General features: G+C 61.3%; 20 protein-coding genes. 7 read left to right on the plus strand and 13 right to left on the minus strand.

Annotated features, from left to right (window positions below):
- The first annotated feature begins 8 nt into the window (after window positions 1-8).
- A complete protein-coding gene (locus O3W47_RS07410) occupies window positions 9-368 on the plus strand; it encodes a response regulator (protein WP_003497441.1) in 360 nt (119 codons plus the stop codon).
- 255 nt (window positions 369-623) lie between these two features.
- On the opposite strand, the gene O3W47_RS07415 is transcribed toward O3W47_RS07410, so the two are convergent.
- The 4 genes from O3W47_RS07415 to argH form a co-directional block, all read right to left on the minus strand.
- On the minus strand, window positions 624-3,317 hold the full coding sequence (locus O3W47_RS07415) for a TIGR02302 family protein (RefSeq protein WP_137453751.1): 2,694 nt from the start codon (window positions 3,315-3,317) through the stop codon (window positions 624-626).
- A gap of 178 nt (window positions 3,318-3,495) precedes the next feature.
- Window positions 3,496-4,764, minus strand: a complete 1,269-nt coding sequence (lysA, locus tag O3W47_RS07420) for a diaminopimelate decarboxylase (RefSeq protein ID WP_137453752.1) — start codon at window positions 4,762-4,764, stop codon at window positions 3,496-3,498.
- Window positions 4,765-4,777: 13 nt separating this feature from the next.
- A complete protein-coding gene (lptM, locus tag O3W47_RS07425; protein ID WP_020809890.1) occupies window positions 4,778-4,981 on the minus strand; it encodes an LPS translocon maturation chaperone LptM in 204 nt (67 codons plus the stop codon).
- A 94-nt stretch (window positions 4,982-5,075) separates the two neighbouring features.
- A complete protein-coding gene (gene argH, locus O3W47_RS07430) occupies window positions 5,076-6,476 on the minus strand; it encodes an argininosuccinate lyase (RefSeq protein WP_080819341.1) in 1,401 nt (466 codons plus the stop codon).
- Window positions 6,477-6,500: 24 nt separating this feature from the next.
- On the opposite strand from argH, the gene tlpA reads away from it, so the two are divergent.
- Window positions 6,501-7,169: a thiol:disulfide interchange protein TlpA gene (tlpA, locus tag O3W47_RS07435; RefSeq protein WP_137453754.1), complete on the plus strand. Its 669-nt coding sequence runs from the start codon at window positions 6,501-6,503 to the stop codon at window positions 7,167-7,169.
- A gap of 138 nt (window positions 7,170-7,307) precedes the next feature.
- The gene (locus O3W47_RS07440) at window positions 7,308-8,555 is read left to right on the plus strand and encodes an MgtC/SapB family protein (RefSeq protein WP_174024247.1); all 1,248 of its coding nucleotides are present in this window, start codon (window positions 7,308-7,310) and stop codon (window positions 8,553-8,555) included.
- Window positions 8,556-8,573: 18 nt separating this feature from the next.
- Here O3W47_RS07440 and O3W47_RS07445 read toward each other — a convergent pair whose 3' ends face one another.
- The 7 genes from O3W47_RS07445 to O3W47_RS07475 form a co-directional block, all read right to left on the minus strand.
- Window positions 8,574-9,455: a 3-hydroxybutyryl-CoA dehydrogenase gene (locus O3W47_RS07445; protein WP_003523331.1), complete on the minus strand. Its 882-nt coding sequence runs from the start codon at window positions 9,453-9,455 to the stop codon at window positions 8,574-8,576.
- Between the two features lie 116 nt (window positions 9,456-9,571).
- Complete coding sequence (locus O3W47_RS07450; protein ID WP_269313364.1) at window positions 9,572-10,513, minus strand: electron transfer flavoprotein subunit alpha/FixB family protein; 942 nt, start codon at window positions 10,511-10,513, stop codon at window positions 9,572-9,574.
- Window positions 10,514-10,538: 25 nt separating this feature from the next.
- Window positions 10,539-11,285 (minus strand): electron transfer flavoprotein subunit beta/FixA family protein, encoded by a 747-nt coding sequence (locus O3W47_RS07455; protein ID WP_003520827.1) that lies wholly within the window; start codon window positions 11,283-11,285, stop codon window positions 10,539-10,541.
- Between the two features lie 184 nt (window positions 11,286-11,469).
- Window positions 11,470-12,243, minus strand: coding sequence for a rhomboid family intramembrane serine protease (locus tag O3W47_RS07460; RefSeq protein ID WP_269313365.1), 774 nt, complete (start codon window positions 12,241-12,243; stop codon window positions 11,470-11,472).
- A 32-nt stretch (window positions 12,244-12,275) separates the two neighbouring features.
- Window positions 12,276-12,854, minus strand: coding sequence for a cob(I)yrinic acid a,c-diamide adenosyltransferase (locus O3W47_RS07465; RefSeq protein ID WP_269313366.1), 579 nt, complete (start codon window positions 12,852-12,854; stop codon window positions 12,276-12,278).
- A 1-nt stretch (window position 12,855) separates the two neighbouring features.
- Complete coding sequence (locus O3W47_RS07470; RefSeq protein WP_003520830.1) at window positions 12,856-13,053, minus strand: twin transmembrane helix small protein; 198 nt, start codon at window positions 13,051-13,053, stop codon at window positions 12,856-12,858.
- Between the two features lie 16 nt (window positions 13,054-13,069).
- On the minus strand, window positions 13,070-13,903 hold the full coding sequence (locus O3W47_RS07475; protein ID WP_125144909.1) for an SDR family oxidoreductase: 834 nt from the start codon (window positions 13,901-13,903) through the stop codon (window positions 13,070-13,072).
- Window positions 13,904-14,082: 179 nt separating this feature from the next.
- Between O3W47_RS07475 and O3W47_RS07480 the strand changes: the two genes are divergently transcribed.
- Window positions 14,083-15,000 carry a YihY/virulence factor BrkB family protein gene (locus tag O3W47_RS07480; RefSeq protein ID WP_080820975.1) on the plus strand — a complete coding sequence of 306 codons (918 nt, stop codon included), beginning with the start codon at window positions 14,083-14,085 and terminating at the stop codon, window positions 14,998-15,000.
- On the opposite strand, the gene gluQRS is transcribed toward O3W47_RS07480, so the two are convergent.
- Window positions 14,968-15,867: a tRNA glutamyl-Q(34) synthetase GluQRS gene (gluQRS, locus tag O3W47_RS07485; RefSeq protein ID WP_269313367.1), complete on the minus strand. Its 900-nt coding sequence runs from the start codon at window positions 15,865-15,867 to the stop codon at window positions 14,968-14,970. The two genes, O3W47_RS07480 and gluQRS, sit on opposite strands and share 33 nt — an antisense overlap.
- 38 nt (window positions 15,868-15,905) lie before the next feature.
- Here gluQRS and O3W47_RS07490 point away from each other — a divergent pair, with 38 nt between their 5' ends.
- On the plus strand, window positions 15,906-16,562 hold the full coding sequence (locus O3W47_RS07490; RefSeq protein ID WP_170985931.1) for a DNA-3-methyladenine glycosylase family protein: 657 nt from the start codon (window positions 15,906-15,908) through the stop codon (window positions 16,560-16,562).
- A 6-nt stretch (window positions 16,563-16,568) separates the two neighbouring features.
- Here O3W47_RS07490 and O3W47_RS07495 read toward each other — a convergent pair whose 3' ends face one another.
- The gene (locus tag O3W47_RS07495; RefSeq protein WP_137453761.1) at window positions 16,569-17,987 is read right to left on the minus strand and encodes a helix-turn-helix domain-containing protein; all 1,419 of its coding nucleotides are present in this window, start codon (window positions 17,985-17,987) and stop codon (window positions 16,569-16,571) included.
- Between the two features lie 118 nt (window positions 17,988-18,105).
- On the opposite strand from O3W47_RS07495, the gene O3W47_RS07500 reads away from it, so the two are divergent.
- Together O3W47_RS07500 and yghU are read left to right on the plus strand one after the other, a co-directional pair.
- Complete coding sequence (locus tag O3W47_RS07500; RefSeq protein ID WP_125144905.1) at window positions 18,106-19,638, plus strand: acyl-CoA carboxylase subunit beta; 1,533 nt, start codon at window positions 18,106-18,108, stop codon at window positions 19,636-19,638.
- 92 nt (window positions 19,639-19,730) lie between these two features.
- Window positions 19,731-20,627 carry a glutathione-dependent disulfide-bond oxidoreductase gene (yghU, locus tag O3W47_RS07505; RefSeq protein WP_080819332.1) on the plus strand — a complete coding sequence of 299 codons (897 nt, stop codon included), beginning with the start codon at window positions 19,731-19,733 and terminating at the stop codon, window positions 20,625-20,627.
- The last annotated feature ends 47 nt before the right edge of the window (window positions 20,628-20,674 follow it).

Consider the following 20,674-nt stretch of genomic DNA (forward strand, 5'->3'; position numbering starts at 1 on the left):
AATGAGTAATGGCGAAGATTCTGATTACCGAAGACGAGGATGCATTGCGGGCTTTCGTCGCTCGCGCGCTGCGTCTCGACGGTCACGAGACCCATGAGGCGGCGGATGGCGAGCAGGGGCTGGAAAAGCTTCAGGAAACCAGTTTCGATCTTCTTCTCTCGGATATCCGCATGCCGGTCATGGATGGCATCGAGCTGGCGCACCGCGCCGCCGAACGCTTCCCGGCGATGCGCATTTTGCTGATGACGGGTTATGCCGAACAGCGCGAACGGGCTGACGATCTTGCGGAGAAGATCGTTGATGTGGTTTCCAAACCCTTTGCGCTTCCGGATATCCGCAAGGCTGTGGCGCGGGCGCTTGCGGCCTGAGTGGTAAGGGCGCAGAGATTTAAAGGGCGGCCGTCGGGCCGCTTTTTTGTTGGTCAGCCCCTGGCTCAGCGCAGTTCCCTACCTCCGTCATTCCGGCCTTGAGCCGGAATCCAGCCAGCCCAAGTCCTTGGTCTGAAAGAACTCTTTCCGCCGCGCAGACGCGCGTCTGTTGGATGCCGGATCAAGTCCGGCATGACGGAAACTTTAGCTTCTGAAACAGGATGTAACGAGGCGCACCATTACCTGTGCGAACCCTCACTGTATATCCAGCAACCGCTCCAGATACCGCCGCTCGATTTCACCGGGCGGATTGTTGCCGAGCTTTTCGCGGATCGCCTCGAGGATTTCGCGGGCGCGCTGCACGTCGATTTCATCCGGCACCTTCACCTGATCGCCGAAATCCGGCCCGGTGGTGCTGCGCGGACGGCCAAGCGGATCACGGCCGTTCTGACCGCCCTGGCCCGCCATGCCTTCCTGACCCTGTCCCGGCTGTTGGCCCTGCTGGCGCATGGCCTGCATGATCTGGCCCATCATGTCCTGCGCGCCCTGGCGCAGCGCATTCAGCGCATTGCCCTGACCTTCGACAGCCTGCTCGCCCTGGCCCTTGCCCAGCGCCTCGCCGGCGCCTTGCATTTCCTGCTGCGCCTTGCCGAAGTTTTCGCCCGGTTCCATGCCGAGATCGCGAAGGCCCTGTTGCAATTCGCCGAGCTGCTTGCCGAGCGCATCCTGCTGCGCCCGCAGGTTTTTCAGCGCCTCGCGCAATTGTTCGGCGGTCATCTGGTCGCTCGGCTGCCCGCCCTGCTGGCCATTTTCGCCCTGTTGACCCTGCTGCCCCTCTTGCGGCGGCTGGCCGTTTTCGCCCATCTGCTGGTCTTCGTTTTCGCCGCCCTGCTGCGGGTCGCCGCGCTGCATGCGGTCGCGCAGCGCCTGATCGAGCTTGAAGGTCTCGTCCATGAGCTTTTGTTGCTGCTGCAGGATTTCGCCCAGCTTGTCGATCTGCTGGCGCATCTTGCTGCTCTGCTGCTGTCCCTGCTGGCCCTGACGCTGCGGGCGGCCGGCCTGCAGATTGTTCATCATGCGCTGCAGCTGCGAAAGCATTTCCTGCGCCGCGTCGCGATTGCCGGAACGGGCGAGGTTCTCGATCTGGTTCATCATGTTTTCCAGATCGCGCTGACGCAGAACGTTCTGCGCCTGCTGGTTCATGTTGGCCTGCGGCGCATTCTGCATGCGCTGCGCAAGCTCGCTCATGAACTGCTGCATGGCTTCGCGCAGTTCCTGCATCAGCTTGGCGATTTCCTCGTCGGAGGCATTGCGCTGAAGCGCGTCGGAAAGCGCAGTCTGTGCATCGCGCAGGCGTCTCTCGGCTTGCGAAAGATCGCCGTCCTCGATGCCGAGCGCGATCTCCCAGAGGTAATCGGCCGTGTCCTTCAGCATTTCCTCATTATAGGCGAGCCGCATGCGGGTCTGGGCCGATTGCAGCAGGAGATAATGCGTCGTGTTGGGAATGGTCTCTTCCGGGCGCAGGCCGACCGCCTCGTTATAGGCGATCGCCTTCGGCATCTGGCGCGTATCAAGCGAGAATATCTGCCGCTGCTCGGCAATGGAGGCGGCGAGTGGTTCGGAGAAATTACGACCCGGCAGCACCATTTCATGTGCGGGGCTGCGGCCGGTCTGGCCAGCGCCGTCAGTCGCCACCAGCGTGATGCGCACGCGTTTTCCCGCCATCGGATGTTCGGTCAGGTTACGGCTGGTCAGGCCCTTGATCTCGCGATTGTTCTGCCGCGGCAGATCGAGTTTGAATTCCGGCGGCGGATAAAGCGCAGTCGCACCTTCCGCAACGCCAATCGGCTCGATGATGGCATGGGCTTCCTTCAGCCCATAATCGTCCTTGGCGGTAAAGCCCACTTCCAGCGCGCCATTGACGGCGCGTCGCGGCATGTTGTCGAAGGCGATGCTGGGCGGCTGGTCGGGGATGACGTTGAACACCCATTGTTCGCCATTGGCGGTAATCATGCCGCTTTCGGTAACATCCATGGCGAAGGTGCGCGGTGCAACGGGCTGATCCGCCGAACGAACCGGTGTTTGAACGGCGATATCGCCGCTTGCGCTATCGGCACGCGCCGCTTCCGGCGCAAGCTTTTGCAGCGCGCCTGCCATTTCCGGCTCGAACGTCACCTCCTCGCCGCCATCCCCGCCGGTCATGCGGATCGTCAGCCTGGAGGATTGCGGCACGGAAACCGTATCGCGGTTGGTTGCATCGCGTCCGGTCAGGAAAATCGGTGCGCGGCCGGTATAGGATGGCGGCGTGACCCAGGCATCGAGGCGGATATCGGGATTGAGCGGACCGACGGCCGGCTGGCTGCGGAAGGCATCGGCAATCGTGCCCGCGCCGTTGGAATAGGAAAAACCGAAGGCGGCTGCCAGAAGAAGGGCGGGAACGGCGCGCAGCGCGAGGCGGTCATAACGGGCGATATCGGGTTTCGGCAGGCCGGCATTCAGTGCGGCGATGCGCTCCGCCATGCGGATCTGGTGTTCTTTCCACAGCGTTCGGGAAAAAGGCGTATCGAAGGCCGGTTCGTCCTCCTGCACGCCAACCGGCTGGTGTGCGAGACCGTTGCGGTCTTCAAGCAGGCGGGATGCATCGTGGTCCGTCGGCCATTTTAGCCGCAGGATTGGCAGGAGAGTGGCGATGAAGGAGAAGACGAGCACGAAAACAACGCCGAGCCGCAGGAAATCCGGCATCTGCCGGTAGAGGCCGAACCACCCAAGCGCCAGAAACACGGCGGCGATGGAGAGCGGCCAGAGCGTTTTCGGCGCAATTTTTTCCGAAAGCAGGACGATTTTCGCGAAGAAGCGCTTGCCGGCAACCCGGCGGGCAAGGTCCGGCCGCTGCGCGAATGCGCCGGTCGGGCGCTTTCTGCCTGTCCTGTCCTCTCCGGCTGTGGTCATCAATCCGTTCTCCCGGTTCTGGCCACGTCGAACGCCATTCCCGGAACGGCGCGCTGTTTATATCACGGGAGCAAGGATAACATTCTTTGTGGCGAAGACGAGGGCGCCCAGGCCCTCACCCCCATTTTTTAGGCAGCTTCGCTTGATTGTGATCGGCTAACCGGTGATGCGGGCGAGATCAATCGAGCCAGGCGGGCACGGAATCGAGCGCGATCAGCTCTTCATAGGTGCCGCGCGGACGGATGACGTGGAACTGGTCATCCTTCACCAGCACTTCCGGCACCAGCAGGCGCGAGTTGTAGGTGCCGGCCTGCACCGCGCCATAAGCACCTGCGGAACTGACGGCGATCAGATCGCCCGGCTGCGGGGCAGCCATCTCCCGGTCCAGCGCCAGATAATCGCCGGTCTCGCAAACCGGGCCGACGATATCGGCCTTGATGCGCGGCGTATTCTCTGCCGGCTGCACCACAGGGCGGATGCCGTGATAGGCCTCATAAAGCGTCGGGCGGATGAGATCGTTCATCGCGCCGTCGACGATCACGAAGGTCTTTTCGCCGCCGTCCTTCACATAGATCACTTCCGTCACCAGAATGCCGGCATTGCCGACGATCAGGCGGCCCGGCTCGGTCACGATCTTGCAGTTGAGGCTCTTCAGCTCGTTCTTGACGATATGGGCATAGGCATCCGGCAGTGGCGGTGGATTATTGTCATCGCGATAGGGAATGCCGAGACCGCCGCCAATATCGACGTGGCTGATCGTGTGGCCGTCGGTGCGCAGCGCCTCGACAAGTTCGCGCAGCAGCCGGAAGGCATCCTCGAAAGGCTGCAATTCGGTGATCTGGCTGCCGATATGCATGTCGATGCCGGTGACTTCGATGCCGGGCAGGGTGGCGGCATGGGCATAGACCGCCCGCGCCCGTTCATAGGAAATGCCGAACTTGTTCTCTTTCTTGCCGGTGGAAATCTTGGCGTGGGTGCGCGCATCCACATCCGGATTGATGCGGAAGGAGACATGCGCCCGCTTGCCCGCTTTCACGGCGCGCAGGTTGAGGACTTCCAGTTCCGGCTCGGATTCGATGTTGAAACAGTAGATGCCGGCTTCCAGCGCATAATCCATTTCCGCCACCGTCTTGCCGACGCCGGAAAACATGATGCGGCTTGCCGGAACGCCGGCTGCGAGTGCGCGGCGCAATTCGCCGCCCGAGACGACGTCGATGCCGGCGCCGAGCTTTGCCAGCGTCTTCAGCACCGCCTGATTGGAATTGGCCTTCATGGCGTAACAGACCATGGCGTCCACATCGGCAAAGGCGCCGGAAAACACCTTGTAGTGGCGCTCCAGCGTCGCAGTCGAATAGACGTAGAATGGCGTGCCGACCGCCTTGGCGATCTCAGGCACGGGCACGTTTTCGGCGTGCAGCACGCCGTCGATATAGCCAAAATGGTTCACAGGCTTTTATCCGTCAGAGAAGCTTGTCGAGAATGAACGGCCGTTCCGCTGTCGCCGGCTTCGTCTCCGTTCCGTCGGCATTGCGCTTGTTGCGCATTTCGACCGGCGTGCTCGGCGGGTCGATGTCGCCCTTACGCCCGCAGGCGCTGAGAGCAAGGCTGACGGCGAGCGTCATGCCGATGGGAACGATGAGTTTACGCGCGGTTTTTGAAAGCATGAGCCTGTCCAAAGGAAATATGTGCCTCTCTGATAACGAAAAACAGGGCGCTTGTGCACCCTGTTTCTTGTGATCGCAGCGTAACGCGATTTTATCAGTTGCGTCCACGCCACCAGGCGATTTGCTTCTTCACTTCGGAAGGGGCCGTGCCGCCGAAGCTCACGCGGCTGGCGACCGATGCCTCGACGGACAGAACGTCGAAAACGCCCTTGGTGATGCCGGGATGGATGGCCTGCAATTCCTCAAGCGAAAGATCGGCGAGATCGCAGCCCTTCTTTTCCGCCAGCGCCACGGCATTGCCGGTCACATGGTGGGCATCACGGAAGGGCAGGCCCGCTTCGCGCACCAGCCAGTCGGCAAGATCGGTGGCGGTGGAATAGCCCGAACCGGCGGCGGCGCGCATGCGGTCCTTGCGCACTTCCAGGTCGCGGATCATGCCGGTCATGGCGGCAATCGCCAGTTCCAGGCTCTCGGCGGCATCGAAAACCTGTTCCTTGTCTTCCTGCATGTCCTTGGAATAGGCGAGCGGCAGGCCCTTCATCACTGTCAGAAGGGCGATCAGCGAGCCGTTGATGCGGCCGGTCTTGGCGCGTACCAGTTCGGCGGCGTCGGGGTTCTTCTTCTGCGGCATGATCGAGGAGCCGGTGGAGAAGGCATCCGACAGGCGGATGAAGCCGAATTGCGGCGTCGACCAGATGACGATTTCTTCGGCGAGGCGCGACAGATGCGTGGCGCAGATGGAGGCGATCGACAGGAATTCCAGCGCGAAATCGCGGTCGGAGACGGTGTCGATGGAATTGCGGGTCGGCTCGCGGAAACCGAGCGCCTTCGCCGTCATATGACGGTCGATGGGATAACCGGTGCCGGCAAGGGCAGCCGCGCCGATCGGGCTTTCATCCATATGTTCGATGGCGTGGCGCACGCGGGCGCGGTCACGGCCGAACATTTCCACATAGGCCATGCAATGATGGCCGAAGGTGACGGGCTGGGCGGTTTGCAGATGGGTGAAGCCCGGCATCACCGTGTCGGCATTTTCTTCGGCGCGATCGAGGAAGGCGGCGATGAGGGCGGTCAGCATACCCTCGGTCTTCTGCAGTTCTTCCTTGACCCACAGGCGGAAATCGAGCGCCACCTGGTCGTTGCGCGAACGGGCGGTGTGCAGGCGGCCGGCGGCGGGGCCGATCAGCGTGGCAAGCCGCGCCTCGATGTTCATGTGAATGTCTTCGAGCTTGCGCGAGAATTCGAAGCTGCCGGCTTCGATCTCTGACAGGATCGTGTTCAGGCCGTGAGTGATCTTGTCTTTATCTTCCTGCGAAATAATGCCTTTTTCCGCCAGCATGGCGGCATGCGCCATAGAGCCGCGGATATCCTGGGCGTAAAGCTTCTTGTCGAAGCCGATGGAGGCATTTATCTCTTCCATGATGGCAGATGGCCCGGAAGCGAAACGCCCGCCCCACATCTGGTTGGAGGATTTCTGATCTGTGCCGTCAGCCATGTTCGCAGTGCCCTGGAGTATTCGATGACAGAAAAAAGGCCGTTCAGGCTTCCTTCCGCCAAGTTGGTTGCAATTGCTGCCGTTGCCGGTGTCTTAAGCGGCGCGGGCGCGGTCTGGTTCAGGCATATTGGGTCTGAGAGCCCGGTTCAAGGGGCAGCGGTGACTGACGCCGGTTTATGTGAGGGGGCGGCGAACCGCATCGCCTCGCTGAAGCCGTTTCTGAAGGGGCAGGTGGCGGCCATGTCGGCCACGGACACGCCGCGCATCATTCCTCTCTCCTTCAAGGGGCCGCAGGCGCAGGACATGACGCTTGCCGATCTCAAGGGCAAGGCGGTTCTTCTCAACCTCTGGGCCACATGGTGCGTACCCTGCCGCGAAGAGATGCCGGCGCTGAACGCGCTTGAAAAGGAAAAGGGCGGTAACGCTTTCGAGGTCGTGGCCGTCAATATCGATACCGGCGCGGATGAAAAACCGAAAGCCTTCATGGATGAATACAAGATCGATGCCCTGAAGCACTACCGCGACAGTTCCATGGGCGTCTTCAACGTTCTGAAAAAGGAAGGTCTCGCTTTCGGCCTGCCGGCAACCCTGCTGCTGGATGAAAACGGCTGCCTGCTTGCGGCCATGAACGGCCCGGCGGCGTGGGACAGCGAGGATGCCAAGGCGCTGGTGACAGCCGCGACTGTAAAATGATGCCGGCGGCTGGATATTGAGGGCTGTGGGGCCGCAACCGCCTTCAAAGCGGGGCCTTTCCAGCGGACGGGCATGTACAGACAAGCCCGTGCCCGCCTCGTATAATGATCCTGGCTTCCGCCATGAAGGGGTGCCGATATGGAGTTGCTTATTCCCCGGCTTGGTCTTGCCCTCGCCATCGGCCTGCTTGTCGGTCTTGAGCGCGGCTGGCGGGAACGCGATGCGCCGGCGGGCAGCCGTACCGCCGGGATCAGGACCTATGGCATTGCCGGTCTGCTGGGTGGCGTCTTCGGCATATTGGCCGCCGAGCAGAACGGTGCCTTCGCCTTCGCGGCGGGTTTTCTGGGTTTCGCATTCAGTTTTTCATGGTTCAAGCTGCGCGAGGCGCGCCATGACAATGATTTCAGTGTCACTGGCGTGGTGGCGGCGCTCTGCGTCTTTGCCCTCGGCGGGCTTGCGGTAACGGCGCAATATCAGGCGGCGGCGGCTGGTGGTGCTGCCCTTGCGGCATTGCTCGCTGGCAGGGAAGTCCTCCACCGCCTGCTGAAACGGCTGACATGGATCGAACTGCGCTCCGCGCTGGTGCTTGCGGTGATGACTGCCGTCGGTCTGTCGATCCTTCCGAACCGGACAATCGATCCGTGGGGTGGCTTCAACCCCTGGGAAATATGGCTGTTCACCGTGCTCAGCGCCACGATTTCCTATTGCGGTTATATTGCCGTGCGCCTCCTCGGCTCAACCCGTGGCCTGCTGGTGACCGGGCTGGCGGGAGCCCTCGTTTCATCGACCGCCGTAACCGCCAGCTTTGGGCAGAAGGCGAAAAGCGGTGAAAACGTGTGGCCTCTCGCCGGTGTAGCGGCGCTGGCCGCGGCCGTATCGCTGCTCCGGGTCCTCGTTATCGTTCTTGCCCTTTCGCTGACGACATTTTCCCTTATCGCACCGGCAGTACTGGCCGCTGCACTTGTTCTCGGGTTGAGCGGCGCTGGCCTGATAAGGCTGCAGGACACGCAGTCCGGACAGGAAATCGACGCAAAGAACCCGTTCGAACTGGTGCCGCTTGCGATTTTCGCCGCCCTCTTTGCCGCGACGAGAACGCTGAATGCCGTTCTTCTCGTCTGGATCGGCACGGGCGGCTTCATCGCCCTCACGGCCTTGTCGGCCATATTCGATGCCGATGTCGCCGTTCTCAGCGCGCTGCGAACCAGCGCACAGAATCTGTCGCCGGATATCGTGGCGAGCGCGATCCTCGCTGCACTCGCCGCCAACGCGGTAGGGCGCGTATTCGTCGCCGCCGTTTCCGGAACGCTCGTTTATTGCGGGTTGCTTACGGCTGCATCCGTCGTCGCCGCCGGCGGCGGAGCGATCATTTACCTGCTCATTGCCTGAGGGTTCAGGTGAAGGGGATCAGCGCGTCGGAACCGGCGTTTCTCCGCGATAGTCGTAGAATCCGCGACCGGATTTGCGGCCGAGCCAGCCGGCCTCGACATATTTGACCAGCAGCGGGCAGGGGCGATACTTGCTGTCGGAAAGGCCGTCATGCAGCACCTGCATGATCGACAAACAGGTGTCGAGACCGATGAAATCGGCAAGCTGCAGCGGTCCCATCGGGTGGTTGGCGCCGAGCCGCATGGCGGTGTCGATGGCTTCCACCGAGCCGACGCCTTCATAAAGCGTATAGATCGCCTCGTTGATCATCGGCAGCAGGATGCGGTTGACGATGAAGGCCGGGAAATCCTCGGCAACGGTGATCGCCTTTTCCAGCGTCCGCACATAATCCTTCGCCGCGTCGAAGGTCTTTTCATTGGTGGCGATGCCGCGCACCAGTTCCACCAGCTTCATGACCGGCACCGGATTCATGAAATGGATGCCCATGAACTGTTCGGGACGGTCGGTGGCGGATGCAAGCCGGGTGATGGAGAGCGACGACGTATTGGTAGCGAGCAGCGCCTCCGGCTTCAGGATCGGGCAGACCTGCGCATAAATCTTGCGCTTGATCTCCTCGTTTTCCGTCGCGGCCTCGATGACGAGGTCCATGGCCGCCAGATCGTTGATGTCGGTCGAACCGCTGATCAGCGCCAGCGCCTGCTTGCGGGCGTCGTCGGAAAGCTTGCCGTTGGTGACCTGGCGGGCGAGATTGCCGTTGATCGTGGCAAGACCGGCCTCGATGCCCTCCTTGGAAAGATCGTAGATATGCACCTTGTAGCCGGCGATGGCGGAGACATGCGCAATGCCGCATCCCATTTGACCGGCTCCAATGACACCGATGTTCTTAAAGGGGGCGGTCATAGGCTGGTCTCCTCTCAGGGATTTTGTCTGCGTTATTGCCGGCGATGTTACGCATATCGCCGAAAAAGAGAAGGCGGCGCGTTTAAAAAACGCGCCGCCTTCAATTTATGCTTAAATTACAGCGATTTTTCGAGTTCGGGCAGCGCCTCGAAGAGATCTGCGACGAGGCCGTAGTCGGCCACCTGGAAGATCGGCGCTTCCTCGTCCTTGTTGATGGCGACGATGACCTTCGAATCCTTCATGCCGGCCAGATGCTGGATGGCGCCCGAGATGCCTGCGGCGATGTAAAGCTGCGGCGCAACCACCTTGCCGGTCTGGCCCACCTGCCAGTCGTTCGGCGCATAACCGGCATCGACGGCCGCACGACTGGCGCCGACGGCGGCACCCAGCTTGTCGGCGACGGGAAGGATGACTTCCTTGAACTTTTCCGACGAACCAAGCGCGCGGCCACCCGAGATGATGATCTTGGCGGATGTCAGTTCCGGACGGTCGGACGACGCCAGGGCATCGGAAACGAAGCTGGAAAGGCCCGGGTTTGCGGCAGCGCCGATGGTTTCGACTGCTGCCGAACCGCCTTCGGCTGCAGCGGCAAAGGCGGTCGGACGCACGGTGATGACCTTCTTCGCATCGGTCGCCTGCACCGTCTGGATGGCGTTGCCGGCATAGATCGGTCGCTTGAAGGTGTCAGCGCTGACGACCTCGATGATTTCCGAGACCTGTGCCACATCGAGAAGCGCCGCAACGCGCGGCGTCACGTTCTTGGCCGAGGCGGTCGCCGGCGCGATGATGACGTCATAGGAAGGCGCGAGCGAGACGATCAGCGCCGCCAGCGGCTCTGCCAGCGCATTGGCATAGGAGGCGTCGTCGGCGAGCAGCACCTTGGATACGCCGGAGAGTTTCGCTGCTGCGTCAGCGGCACCCTTGGCGCCGGAGCCGGCGACCAGCACATGGACGTCACTTCCCTGATCCCTGGCGATCTGGGTTGCCGCCGTCAGCGTCTTGCCCGTCAGGTCGGAAAGGGTTGCGTTGTCGTGTTCTGCCAGAAGAAGAATGGCCATGAGAATATCTCCCTTTTCCGAAACCTTAGAGGACGCCGTCGGCTTTGAGCTTTTCGACCAGCTCGGCAACCGAGCCGACCTTGATGCCGGCCTTGCGGCCTGCCGGCTCTTCGGTCTTCAGCACCTTCAGGCGCGGCGAAACATCGACGCCGAAATCGGCCGGCGCCTTTTTGTCGAGCGGCTTCTTCTTCGCCTTCATGATGTTCGGCAGCGACGCATAACGCGGCTCGTTGAGACGAAGATCGGTGGTGACGACGGCGGGAAGCTTCAGCTCGACCGTCTGCAAACCGCCATCGACTTCACGGGTGACCGCGACCTTGCCGTCGGACGGTACGACCTTGGAGGCGAAGGTGCCCTGGCCCCAGCCGAGAAGGGCGGCCAGCATCTGGCCGGTCTGGTTCGAATCGTCATCGATCGCCTGCTTGCCGACGATGACGAGACCGGGCTGTTCAGCCTCTGCCACGCCCTTCAAAAGCTTGGCAACGGCAAGCGGCTCGACCGTTTCGTCGGTCTCGATCAGGATGGCGCGGTCCGCACCCATGGCAAGCGCCGTGCGCAGCGTTTCTTCCGCCTTGGCCGGGCCGATGGACACGACCACGACCTCTTCGGCCTTGCCGGCTTCCTTCAGACGAAGCGCCTCTTCCACCGAGATTTCGTCGAACGGGTTCATCGACATCTTAACATTCGCAAGCTCAACACCGGAGCCATCCGACTTCACGCGGATCTTCACGTTGTAATCGACGACTCGTTTGACGGGGACAAGAATCTTCATCGGCGGCTTTCCTCAAACTCCTGTCCGCTTTGGCCAGTTGACCGCGCGGACCTCCAAAAACAGGTTGGCGACATGGATAAGCATTTTTCCCGCAATTACAACGGAGCAATCTTCATTATCGCATGCACGCAAGGCATATCTTACGTTGACGTTCACGTAAATACTCTATCTCTTTCGCAAGAGCTCATCTGCTCCCGTCATAGCCCCGTTCGATTTGCGACAACCCCGCCGTTTGCGACGGATTCTTGAACTGTGCCGCCCTCGGCGGAACAATGGTGCGGTCAAACAGGGGAACGCCCCGCCTGCGCATGAAAATCACCATGACTGCGCCCGCCATGATGCCGCCCACATGCGCGCCCCAGGAAACGTTTTCCTCGAGCCCGAGCGCCAGCATCAGGAACTGCTGGCCGATCCACAGCGCCAGCGGAATGAAGGCGGGCAAAGGAAGCGGAATGCGCATGAGAACCAGCACCCAGACGCGCACCCTGGGATGCAGCAGGAAATAGGCCGCGACGACGCCGGAAACCGCACCCGAAGCGCCGATCAGCGGACCTTCGGAGGTGGGGGCGACGAAACCGTGAAACAGCGCGCCGGCGATGGCGCAGGCGATATAGAAGATCAGGAAACGCAAATGGCCGAGCGCATCCTCGACATTATCGCCGAAGACCCAGAGAAACAGCATGTTGCCGGCCAGATGCCAGAAATCGAGATGCAGGAAAGCATAGGTGACAACGGTCAGGTCATCGGGCACGACCTGCAGGGCGGGTTCCAGATAGGCGTAATCGAACACCACCGCCGGAATGAAACCGAGGCCGAGGGCTGCCGCATTGGCCTCAGTATCGCTGGCAAGCACCCCGGTAAACAGCCAGACCAGCACATTGACCACGATCAGGCCGATGGTGACATATTGCAGCCGGATATGTTTGAGGGAATTCGCATCGTGCAGCGGTATGAACATCGAACGCCCTTTGGTTGCGTCATTGAAACGCTTTAGCGGTTCTTGCCGGGAACCCACAATATATCGGCCTTGCCCGCATCATTGGCGAAACGGGCGGCGACGAACAGGAAGTCGGACAGGCGGTTGACATATTTCAGCGCCGCGGGGCTGACGATCTCATTCTCAGTGACGGAAAGTTCCACCATCAGTCTTTCCGCGCGCCGGCAGACGGTGCGGGCCATATGCAGGCTGGCCGCCGCAGCACTGCCGCCCGGCAGCACGAAAGAGGTCAGCGGTTCAAGGGCGGCATTGAGATCGTCGATTTCGTTTTCCAGCCGCGTGACCTGACTTTCGACGATGCGCAGCGGTTCGTAAGAAAGCGGCTCGCCGCTGTCCGGCGTGGCGAGATCGGCGCCGAGATCGAAAAGATCGTTCTGAATACGGAAGAGCATGGCATCCAGCTTTTCCATCTCACCCGTATGCAGCCGCGCGACGCCGATGGCCGAATTGGTTTCGTCCACCGTGCCATAGGCCTCGACGCGAAGATCGTGCTTCAGGCGGCGCGGGCCGGAAACCAGCGCCGTGGTGCCCTTGTCGCCGGTACGGGTGTAGATCTTGTTCAGCTTCACCATGTCAGCGGCCACCGCCGGTGAGCCAGAGGGTGAACATGATCAGCACAATCGCTACAGCCTGCAAAAGCAGGCGAAGCTGCATCAGCTTGTTGGAGCGGTTGGCGTCCTGCCCCTTCAGCATGTTGAAGAGGCCGCGTATCAGCACGATGACGACGAGGCCCATGACGATAAGGGCCAGAACGGTGGTGAAGCCGGACATGCGTTATTACTCCTCCTCAATCGAATCTGCGCAGCAGACGATAGAAAAGTCCGGCAGGCAAGAGCCGTTTCAGCACAAGCCCCTGTTTGGCGGGCACGGTAACGGGATAATGCGGTTTCGGCCTTTTGGCGGTCAGGGCATGTTTCAACACGGCATAAACGGCGTCCGGGCCAAGCTTGTGGCGGTTGACGGGGCCGGAACCATCCATGCGCGCCAGCTGGCGTTTATATTCCGCCGCATGGGCGGAATTTTCGAGATCGATGTGCTCGTTGATATGGGCAAGCGCCGTCGCGGTGAATTTCGAGGTGATCGGCCCCGGTTCGATCAGGCTGACATGGATGCCGCTGCCCTGAAGCTCCATGCGCAGCGTGACGCCCAGCCCCTCAAGGGCGAATTTCGAGGCGGTGTAAGCGCCGCGATAGCGATAAGGCACAAGGCCGAGGATGGAGGAGCAATGCACGATGCGCCCCGCACCTCGGGCGCGCATGAAAGGAATGACCCGCCGCGTCAGATCGTGCCAGCCGAAGACATTGGTTTCGAACTGTGCCCGCAGCGCCTCGACCGGCAAATCCTCCACCGCGCCCGGTTGGCCATAGGCGCCGTTGTTGAACAGCGCATCGATGCGGCCGCCGGTCCGGGCTGCGACGGTGTCCACCAGCGCGGCGATGGTTTCCGGCTTGGTATAATCCATGATCAGGGTCTCGATGCCCTGGTTCTCAAGCGCCGCCATGTCGGCGATGCGCCGCACGGTGGCGAAAACCCGCCAGCCGTCCCGGTGGAGCGCGCCGGCGCAATGGGCGCCGATGCCCGAGGAACATCCGGTGATGATGATGACGGGTTTTTCAGACATGTGCCGCTCCGGGAAACCGACTGTTGCTCTGGCCCGATTGCCCGGCCCGTTAAAATCCTATCGCGCGAAATCCGTGCCCTTCTGGAACCGAAAGGCCAGCTTGCGCGCTGTACAAAGCGAAGCTGATTTCCCATATTCGGCTCGAAGTTACAAATGAAATGCCGATGAATGGAGGTGACATGGTTGCCGCAGTGCGCCTGGCAGGCAAGGTTGCCTTCGATGCCTATTCCCATTTCGCCGAGGATGACGGCTGGGCGATGGCGAGCCATATGGCGCTGTCCATTCTGCTGGCCCTGTTTCCGTTCCTGATCTTCGGCACGGCTCTCGCCGGTTTTCTGGGGGCCGACCAGTTTTCCGAAACGGCGGTGCATCTGATTTTCGACACCTGGCCGGAGGCGATTGCCGGGCCGCTGGCGGCGCAGGTGCAGCAGGTGCTGACCATTCCGCGCGGCGGGCTGCTGACGATTTCGGTGCTGGCGGCCGCCTATTTTGCGTCCAATGGTGTGGAGGCGCTGCGCATTTCATTGAACCGCGCCTATCGTGTCACCGAAACGCGCTGGTGGTATGTCACCCGCCTGCTCAGCCTGCTTTATGTGCTGATCGCCGTCGTGGTCTTTGCCGGCATCAGCATCGTGCTGGTTGCCGTGCCGGTCGCCACCTCTTTTGCCGAGCAGCGGTTTCCGTGGCTGACGGATGTGCTGAACACCATCTCCAGCCTCGGTCTTTACGGCACCATCGTGGTGCTGACGGCGGGGCTGGTGGCGGCGCATCTGTGGCTTCCCGCCGGCAAGCGCCGCATCTGGGATGTCTGGCCCGGCATTCTCCTCACGATGATCTTCTGGGTCATCGGTGCGGCCATCTTCGCCTATTATCTCTCCACCTTCGCCAATTATGCCGCCACCTATGCCGGTCTCGCCTCGGTGATGGTGGTGCTGGTGTTTCTTTATATGGTCGGCGTCATCTTCATGCTCGGCGCGGAGGTGAATGCGGCGCTGATGAAATACAAGGTCCGCCAGATCATCCGCCGCAATATCGGCGGCAACAGCGCGCGTCGCGAGCAGGTTCTAGAGGAGCCCGACAAGCCGGCGGATATCTGAGGGCGCAGCACCTTCCGAACGAAGGGCGGAAAGCCCGGTGCTGCCTTCGCTTTTCGAGAGCTTGCGCCCGTCCGCACCCAAGATCAGCCAGTGATGGTGATAGGCCGGTTGCGGCAGGTCCAGCAGGTGTTGCAACAGCCGGTGAATGGCGGTGGCGTGATAGAGATCCATGCCGCGCACCACATGGGTTATGCCCTGCAGCGCATCGTCCACCACAACGGAAAGATGATAGCTCGACGGCGCGTCGGAACGCGACAGCACCACATCGCCCCAAAGCGCTGGCAGGGCCTCGATCTGTCCCGTCTCGCCATCGCCGCTCTCCTGCCAGAACAGGGGGCTGCCGGCGGCGCGGATCGCCTTTTCCATGTCCAGCCGCCAGGCGTGCGGCCGGCCGGAGGCGAGCAGCGCATCCCGCTCCGCCCCTGGCCTCTCCCGGTCTATGGCCGGGTAAAGTGGCGCGCCATCGGGATCGCGGGGCCAGAGCCCGCCCTCCGCCTCGAAAGTATGAACGATTGCCCTGGTTTCTCCACGACTCAGAAAGGCAGGGTAAGCAAGTCCTGCCTCGATCAGCCTCTCCAGCGCCACACGGTACTCTTCGAAATGCTCCGATTGCCGCCGCGCAGGTTTTTCCCAGTCGAGACCCAGCCAGCCAAGATCGTCATAAATTGCCTGTTCCAGCTCCGGAGTGCAGCGTGTCTGGTCGATATCCTCGATGCGCAGCAGAAAGCGGCCGTCATTTTCCCGCGCCATATCGTGGTTCAGGAAGGCGGAAAGCGCGTGGCCGAGATGCAGCAGACCATTGGGGCTTGGTGCGAAACGGTAAACCGGTTTTTGACGGAGAGGCGAAGGCATGGTTTCTTCTGCCATGTTTTACAGCACCCCGCCAGCGGCTGGCGGCATATGGAATGACGGACATGAAAATCATTACCGGGATGGATGACATCAGCGAAGGGCTGGAGCATCTCGCCCACCTCGATCCGGCTCTCGGCCTCGTCATCGAAAAAGCCGGTCCGCTGGAACTGCGCATTCACGAGCCCGGCTTTTCCGGCCTTGCCCACATCGTCGTCTCGCAGATGGTGTCGCGCGCCAGCGCCAATGCCATATGGGCGCGTATCCTTGCCGGCACCGGCGGCGCGGTCACGGCGGAAAATTATCTCGGCGCATCGGAGGAATTGCGCGCCACCTTCGGCCTTTCGCGCGCCAAGGCGAGGACGCTGGAAGGGCTGGCGCGCGCCGTCACGGAAGGGCAGGTCGATCTTGACGGCGTGGTGCGCAAGGAGGGGCGTGTGGCCCTTTCCGAGCTGGTGGCGCTTCGCGGCATCGGCCCGTGGACGGCGGAGGTCTATCTGATGTTCTGCGGCGGGCACCCGGATATTTTTCCCGTCGGCGATGTGGCGCTGAGATCGGCGGTGGCGCATGCGCTTGCCCTGGAGGTGAGGCCGGAAGCGAAGTGGCTGGCGGAGCGGGCAACAATCTGGTCGCCATGGCGCTCCGTGGCCGCGCGGCTTTTCTGGGGCTACTACGCTAACATCATGCGGCGCGCCATGGTGCCTCTGCCCTGAGCGGGGTCAAAAATCGGCGATACTGTAGGGCAGGGCTCCGCGCGAAAGATGATCGAAATGCAGCTTGCGTTTCAGCGGCGGCACGGCGCGCTGCACGCAATCAACCCTCTCGCAGACCCGACAGGAAATGCCGATGGGTTTGAAGGAGGCCGCATTGCCGAGATCGAGCGTATCGGCATAAACGAAATTCTGCGCATGGGAAATTTCGCAGCCGAGCGCGATGGCATAACGCGGTCTTTCCGTGTTGAAACCGGCGCCGGCCTTTTCGATCTGCGTGGCGATGGAAAGATAGCGCACGCCGTCAGGCGTTTCCGCCAGTTGCCGCACGATCCTGTCGGAGCTTTCGAAGGCCTGATGGATATTCCACAGCGGACAGGCCGCGCCGAAACGGGCAAATTGCAGCCGCGTGGCGCTGTGGCGTTTGGTGATGTTACCGGCGCGGTCGATCTTGGCGAAAAAGATCGGCACGCCTTTCATGCCCGGGCGCTGCAAGGTGCTCAGCCGGTGGGCCACCTGCTCAAGGCTCGCGCCGAAACGCACGGCGAGAAGTTCGAGATCGTGGCGTAGCTCCTGCGCCGCCCGGTGAAATTGCCCATAGGGCAGGATGAGCGCTGCGGCGAAATAATTGTGCAGTCCGATACGACAGATTTCGGCCGCTTCCGTGTTGCGGAAACCGGCGCCGGCCAGCACCCTGTCCACTGTTGAACCGGCGTGAAGCTGGGCGATCTGCAATGCAAGCTGAAAACAGCGGGTCGGCGCGGCCATGTAGGAGCTGAGGGCGAGCGTCTTGCCGGCAGGATCGAAGTGCCGGATCAGACCGCCCGCCGCCTCGGTTCGGGTGATATGGATGCCGTAACGGCTCTTCAGATGCGCGGCCAGAATGCCATAGGTCTCGCCGCCTTCTATCTCCAGTTCTTCCGCCAGCTCCTCGGCCAGAAGATCGATCTCGGCGACGTAATTGTCGACGAAGTGGAAGAAGTCACGCACCTCCTCATAGGGGGTTCTTTCCACCTGCGCTGTGCCGCGGCCCAGCCGGTCATCCAGCTGCACCAGCTGCTCGCTGTTCTGGCGATAGGCCTGATGGGCGCGCAGCAGCGCATGGGCAAAACCCGGCGCGTTCTGGGCAATCAGCTTCAACTCCTGAAGCCCCGGTTCGTAATTCAGGAACAGCGGGTCTTTCAGCGCCTCGCGCACGGCGGAAACCAGCCGGTCGCTTTCACCGGTCGCCAGTTCCGCCATGTCGAGCTGGAATTTTTCCACCAGCGTCACCAGAACGCTGGCCGAAACCGGGCGCTGGTTATTCTCGATCTGGTTCAGGTAGCTCGCGGAGATGCCCAGCCGTTCGGCGAATTGCGCCTGCGTGGCGCGGGCGTTTTCGCGAAGGCCGCGAACCTTGCGGCCGATGAAGAGTTTTTCCGTCGCCATGTTGCAACTTTGCAAAATTAAACATTGCAAATATTTATGGCACGCATACGCGCACGATCAAGGCTTCTTGGCGAATGTTTTCTGGGCTATTGATCGTGGCACAACGCATGGAGGAAACATGCCCGGCATTCTGGAGCAATTGGAAACGCGGCGCGCTGAGGCGCGGCTCGGCGGCGGCGTCAAGCGCATCGAGGCGCAGCATGGCAAGGGCAAGCTGACGGCGCGCGAGCGTATCGACGTGCTCCTGGATGAAGGTTCCTTCGAGGAATACGACATGTACGTCACCCACCGGGCGGTGGATTTCGGCATGGCGGAGCAGAAGGTGGCGGGTGACGGTGTCGTTACCGGCTGGGGCACCATCAATGGCCGTCAGGTCTATGTGTTTTCCCAGGATTTCACCGTTCTTGGCGGTTCGCTCTCGGAAACCCATGCCCAGAAAATCTGCAAGATCATGGATATGGCGGTGCGCAACGGCGCGCCGGTGATCGGCCTCAACGACAGCGGCGGCGCGCGTATTCAGGAAGGCGTGGCCTCGCTCGGCGGTTATGCCGATGTGTTCAAGCGCAATGTCATCGCCTCCGGCGTCGTGCCGCAAATTTCCGTCATCATGGGGCCTTGTGCGGGCGGTGCCGTCTATTCGCCGGCCATGACCGATTTCATCTTCATGGTGCGCGACACCTCTTACATGTTCGTCACCGGGCCGGATGTGGTCAAAACCGTGACCAACGAGATCGTCACGGCTGAGGAACTGGGCGGAGCCTCCACCCACACGAAAAAATCCTCCGTCGCCGATGGCGCTTATGAAAACGACATCGAAACGCTGGAACATGTGCGGCTGCTGTTCGATTTCCTGCCGCTCAACAATCGCGAAAAGCCGCCGGTGCGCCCGTTCCACGATGATCCGGCGCGGCTGGAAGCACGTCTCGATACGCTGATCCCCGATAGTTCCAACAAGCCCTACGACATGAAGGAACTGATCCACGCGCTGGCCGATGAGGGCGATTTCTTCGAGTTGCAGGAGGCCTTTGCCCGCAACATCATCACCGGTTTCATCCGTCTCGAAGGCCAGACGGTGGGCGTCGTGGCCAACCAGCCGATGGTGCTGGCCGGCTGCCTCGATATCGACAGTTCGCGCAAGGCGGCGCGTTTCGTGCGTTTTTGCGATGCCTTCAACATTCCGCTGTTGACGCTGGTGGATGTGCCGGGTTTCCTGCCCGGAACGGCACAGGAATATGGCGGCGTCATCAAGCACGGCGCCAAACTTCTCTTCGCCTATTCGGAGGCGACGGTGCCGATGGTGACGCTGATCACCCGCAAGGCCTATGGCGGCGCTTATGACGTGATGGCCTCGAAACACATCGGCGCGGACGTGAATTATGCCTGGCCAACGGCGGAAATTGCCGTGATGGGCGCGAAGGGGGCGGCGGAAATTCTCTATCGTTCCGAGCTTTCCGATCCGGAAAAGATCGCCGCGCGCACCAAGGAATATGAGGAGCGTTTCGCCAATCCCTTCGTGGCGGCGGAGCGCGGTTTTATCGATGAAGTCATCATGCCGCATTCCTCACGCCGCCGCATCGCCCGCGCCTTCGCGTCGCTGCGTAACAAGAGTGTGGAAACCCGCTGGAAGAAACACGACACCATTCCGCTCTGAGACTGGAAAAATGCTTCGGCCACCTTACTATATGTTTGTTCAGGCGCCCGGATGTCCGGATGTCCTCCCGAAACGCACAAGGACACATTTTCATGGCCGAAAATTCCTCCGCAGATAATTTCCCCGCCGGATATGAGGTGCCCAGGGTCTGGACCTGGGACAAGGGCAATGGCGGCCAGTTCGCCAATATCAACCGTCCGATTGCCGGTCCCACCCATGAAAAGGAACTGCCGGTCGGCAAGCACCCGCTGCAGCTTTATTCGCTGGCGACGCCGAATGGCCAGAAGGTCACCATCATGCTGGAAGAATTGCTGGCCGCCGGCCACAAGGGCGCAGATTATGATGCGTGGCTGATCAAGATCGGCGAAGGCGACCAGTTCGGTTCCGGTTTTGTCGGCGTCAATCCGAATTCTAAGATTCCGGCGCTGATGGATCACTCGACGCCTGAGCCGACGCGCGTTTTCGAAAGCGGCTCCATTCTCGTTTATCTCGCGGAAAAATTCGGCGCTTTCCTGCCGAAGGAGGGCAATGCCCGCACGCAGGCGCTGAACTGGCTGTTCTGGCAGATGGGCTCCGCCCCCTTCCTCGGCGGCGGTTTCGGCCATTTTTATGCCTATGCGCCGGTGAAGATCAAATACGCCATCGACCGCTACGCCATGGAAGTCAAACGCCAGCTCGACGTGCTGGACCGGCATCTGGCTGAAAACCGCTATCTGGCGGGTTCGGAATATACGATCGCCGACATGGCCGTCTGGCCGTGGTACGGCAAGATCGCGCTCGGCCAGGCCTATGGCGATGCCGGTGCTTTCCTTGAGGCGGACGGTTACAAAAACGTCATGCGCTGGACGCTCGAAATCGGCGAACGCCCGGCGGTCAAGCGCGGTGTGATCGTTAACAAGACCTCGGGCGATCCGTCCGAACAATTGCATGAACGCCACGATGCCTCCGACTTCGAGACGAAGACGCAGGATAAGATCGGCAGGGCATAAGGAAAGATTAGAGCGCCAAAAGCGCTCTAACTATTTGAATTCGCGCA

The organism is Agrobacterium sp. LMR679 (assembly GCF_027157905.1).
GTDB lineage: Bacteria > Pseudomonadota > Alphaproteobacteria > Rhizobiales > Rhizobiaceae > Agrobacterium > Agrobacterium leguminum.

What these genes read in the sequence shown, in the direction of transcription:
- O3W47_RS07460 (WP_269313365.1), bottom strand. Translation starts at nt 12,243, where the DNA reads ATGTTCATACCGCTGCACGATGCGAATTCCCTCAAACATATCCGGCTG.
- O3W47_RS07465 (WP_269313366.1), bottom strand. Translation starts at nt 12,854, where the DNA reads ATGGTGAAGCTGAACAAGATCTACACCCGTACCGGCGACAAGGGCACC.
- O3W47_RS07455 (WP_003520827.1), bottom strand. Translation starts at nt 11,285, where the DNA reads ATGAAGATTCTTGTCCCCGTCAAACGAGTCGTCGATTACAACGTGAAG.
- gluQRS (WP_269313367.1), bottom strand. Translation starts at nt 15,867, where the DNA reads ATGGCAGAAGAAACCATGCCTTCGCCTCTCCGTCAAAAACCGGTTTAC.
- O3W47_RS07415 (WP_137453751.1), bottom strand. Translation starts at nt 3,317, where the DNA reads ATGACCACAGCCGGAGAGGACAGGACAGGCAGAAAGCGCCCGACCGGC.
- O3W47_RS07410 (WP_003497441.1), top strand. Translation starts at nt 9, where the DNA reads ATGGCGAAGATTCTGATTACCGAAGACGAGGATGCATTGCGGGCTTTC.
- tlpA (WP_137453754.1), top strand. Translation starts at nt 6,501, where the DNA reads ATGACAGAAAAAAGGCCGTTCAGGCTTCCTTCCGCCAAGTTGGTTGCA.
- O3W47_RS07480 (WP_080820975.1), top strand. Translation starts at nt 14,083, where the DNA reads ATGGTTGCCGCAGTGCGCCTGGCAGGCAAGGTTGCCTTCGATGCCTAT.
- O3W47_RS07450 (WP_269313364.1), bottom strand. Translation starts at nt 10,513, where the DNA reads ATGGCCATTCTTCTTCTGGCAGAACACGACAACGCAACCCTTTCCGAC.
- O3W47_RS07470 (WP_003520830.1), bottom strand. Translation starts at nt 13,053, where the DNA reads ATGTCCGGCTTCACCACCGTTCTGGCCCTTATCGTCATGGGCCTCGTC.
- yghU (WP_080819332.1), top strand. Translation starts at nt 19,731, where the DNA reads ATGGCCGAAAATTCCTCCGCAGATAATTTCCCCGCCGGATATGAGGTG.
- O3W47_RS07440 (WP_174024247.1), top strand. Translation starts at nt 7,308, where the DNA reads ATGGAGTTGCTTATTCCCCGGCTTGGTCTTGCCCTCGCCATCGGCCTG.
- argH (WP_080819341.1), bottom strand. Translation starts at nt 6,476, where the DNA reads ATGGCTGACGGCACAGATCAGAAATCCTCCAACCAGATGTGGGGCGGG.
- O3W47_RS07495 (WP_137453761.1), bottom strand. Translation starts at nt 17,987, where the DNA reads ATGGCGACGGAAAAACTCTTCATCGGCCGCAAGGTTCGCGGCCTTCGC.
- O3W47_RS07500 (WP_125144905.1), top strand. Translation starts at nt 18,106, where the DNA reads ATGCCCGGCATTCTGGAGCAATTGGAAACGCGGCGCGCTGAGGCGCGG.
- lptM (WP_020809890.1), bottom strand. Translation starts at nt 4,981, where the DNA reads ATGCTTTCAAAAACCGCGCGTAAACTCATCGTTCCCATCGGCATGACG.
- O3W47_RS07490 (WP_170985931.1), top strand. Translation starts at nt 15,906, where the DNA reads ATGACGGACATGAAAATCATTACCGGGATGGATGACATCAGCGAAGGG.
- O3W47_RS07475 (WP_125144909.1), bottom strand. Translation starts at nt 13,903, where the DNA reads ATGTCTGAAAAACCCGTCATCATCATCACCGGATGTTCCTCGGGCATC.
- O3W47_RS07445 (WP_003523331.1), bottom strand. Translation starts at nt 9,455, where the DNA reads ATGACCGCCCCCTTTAAGAACATCGGTGTCATTGGAGCCGGTCAAATG.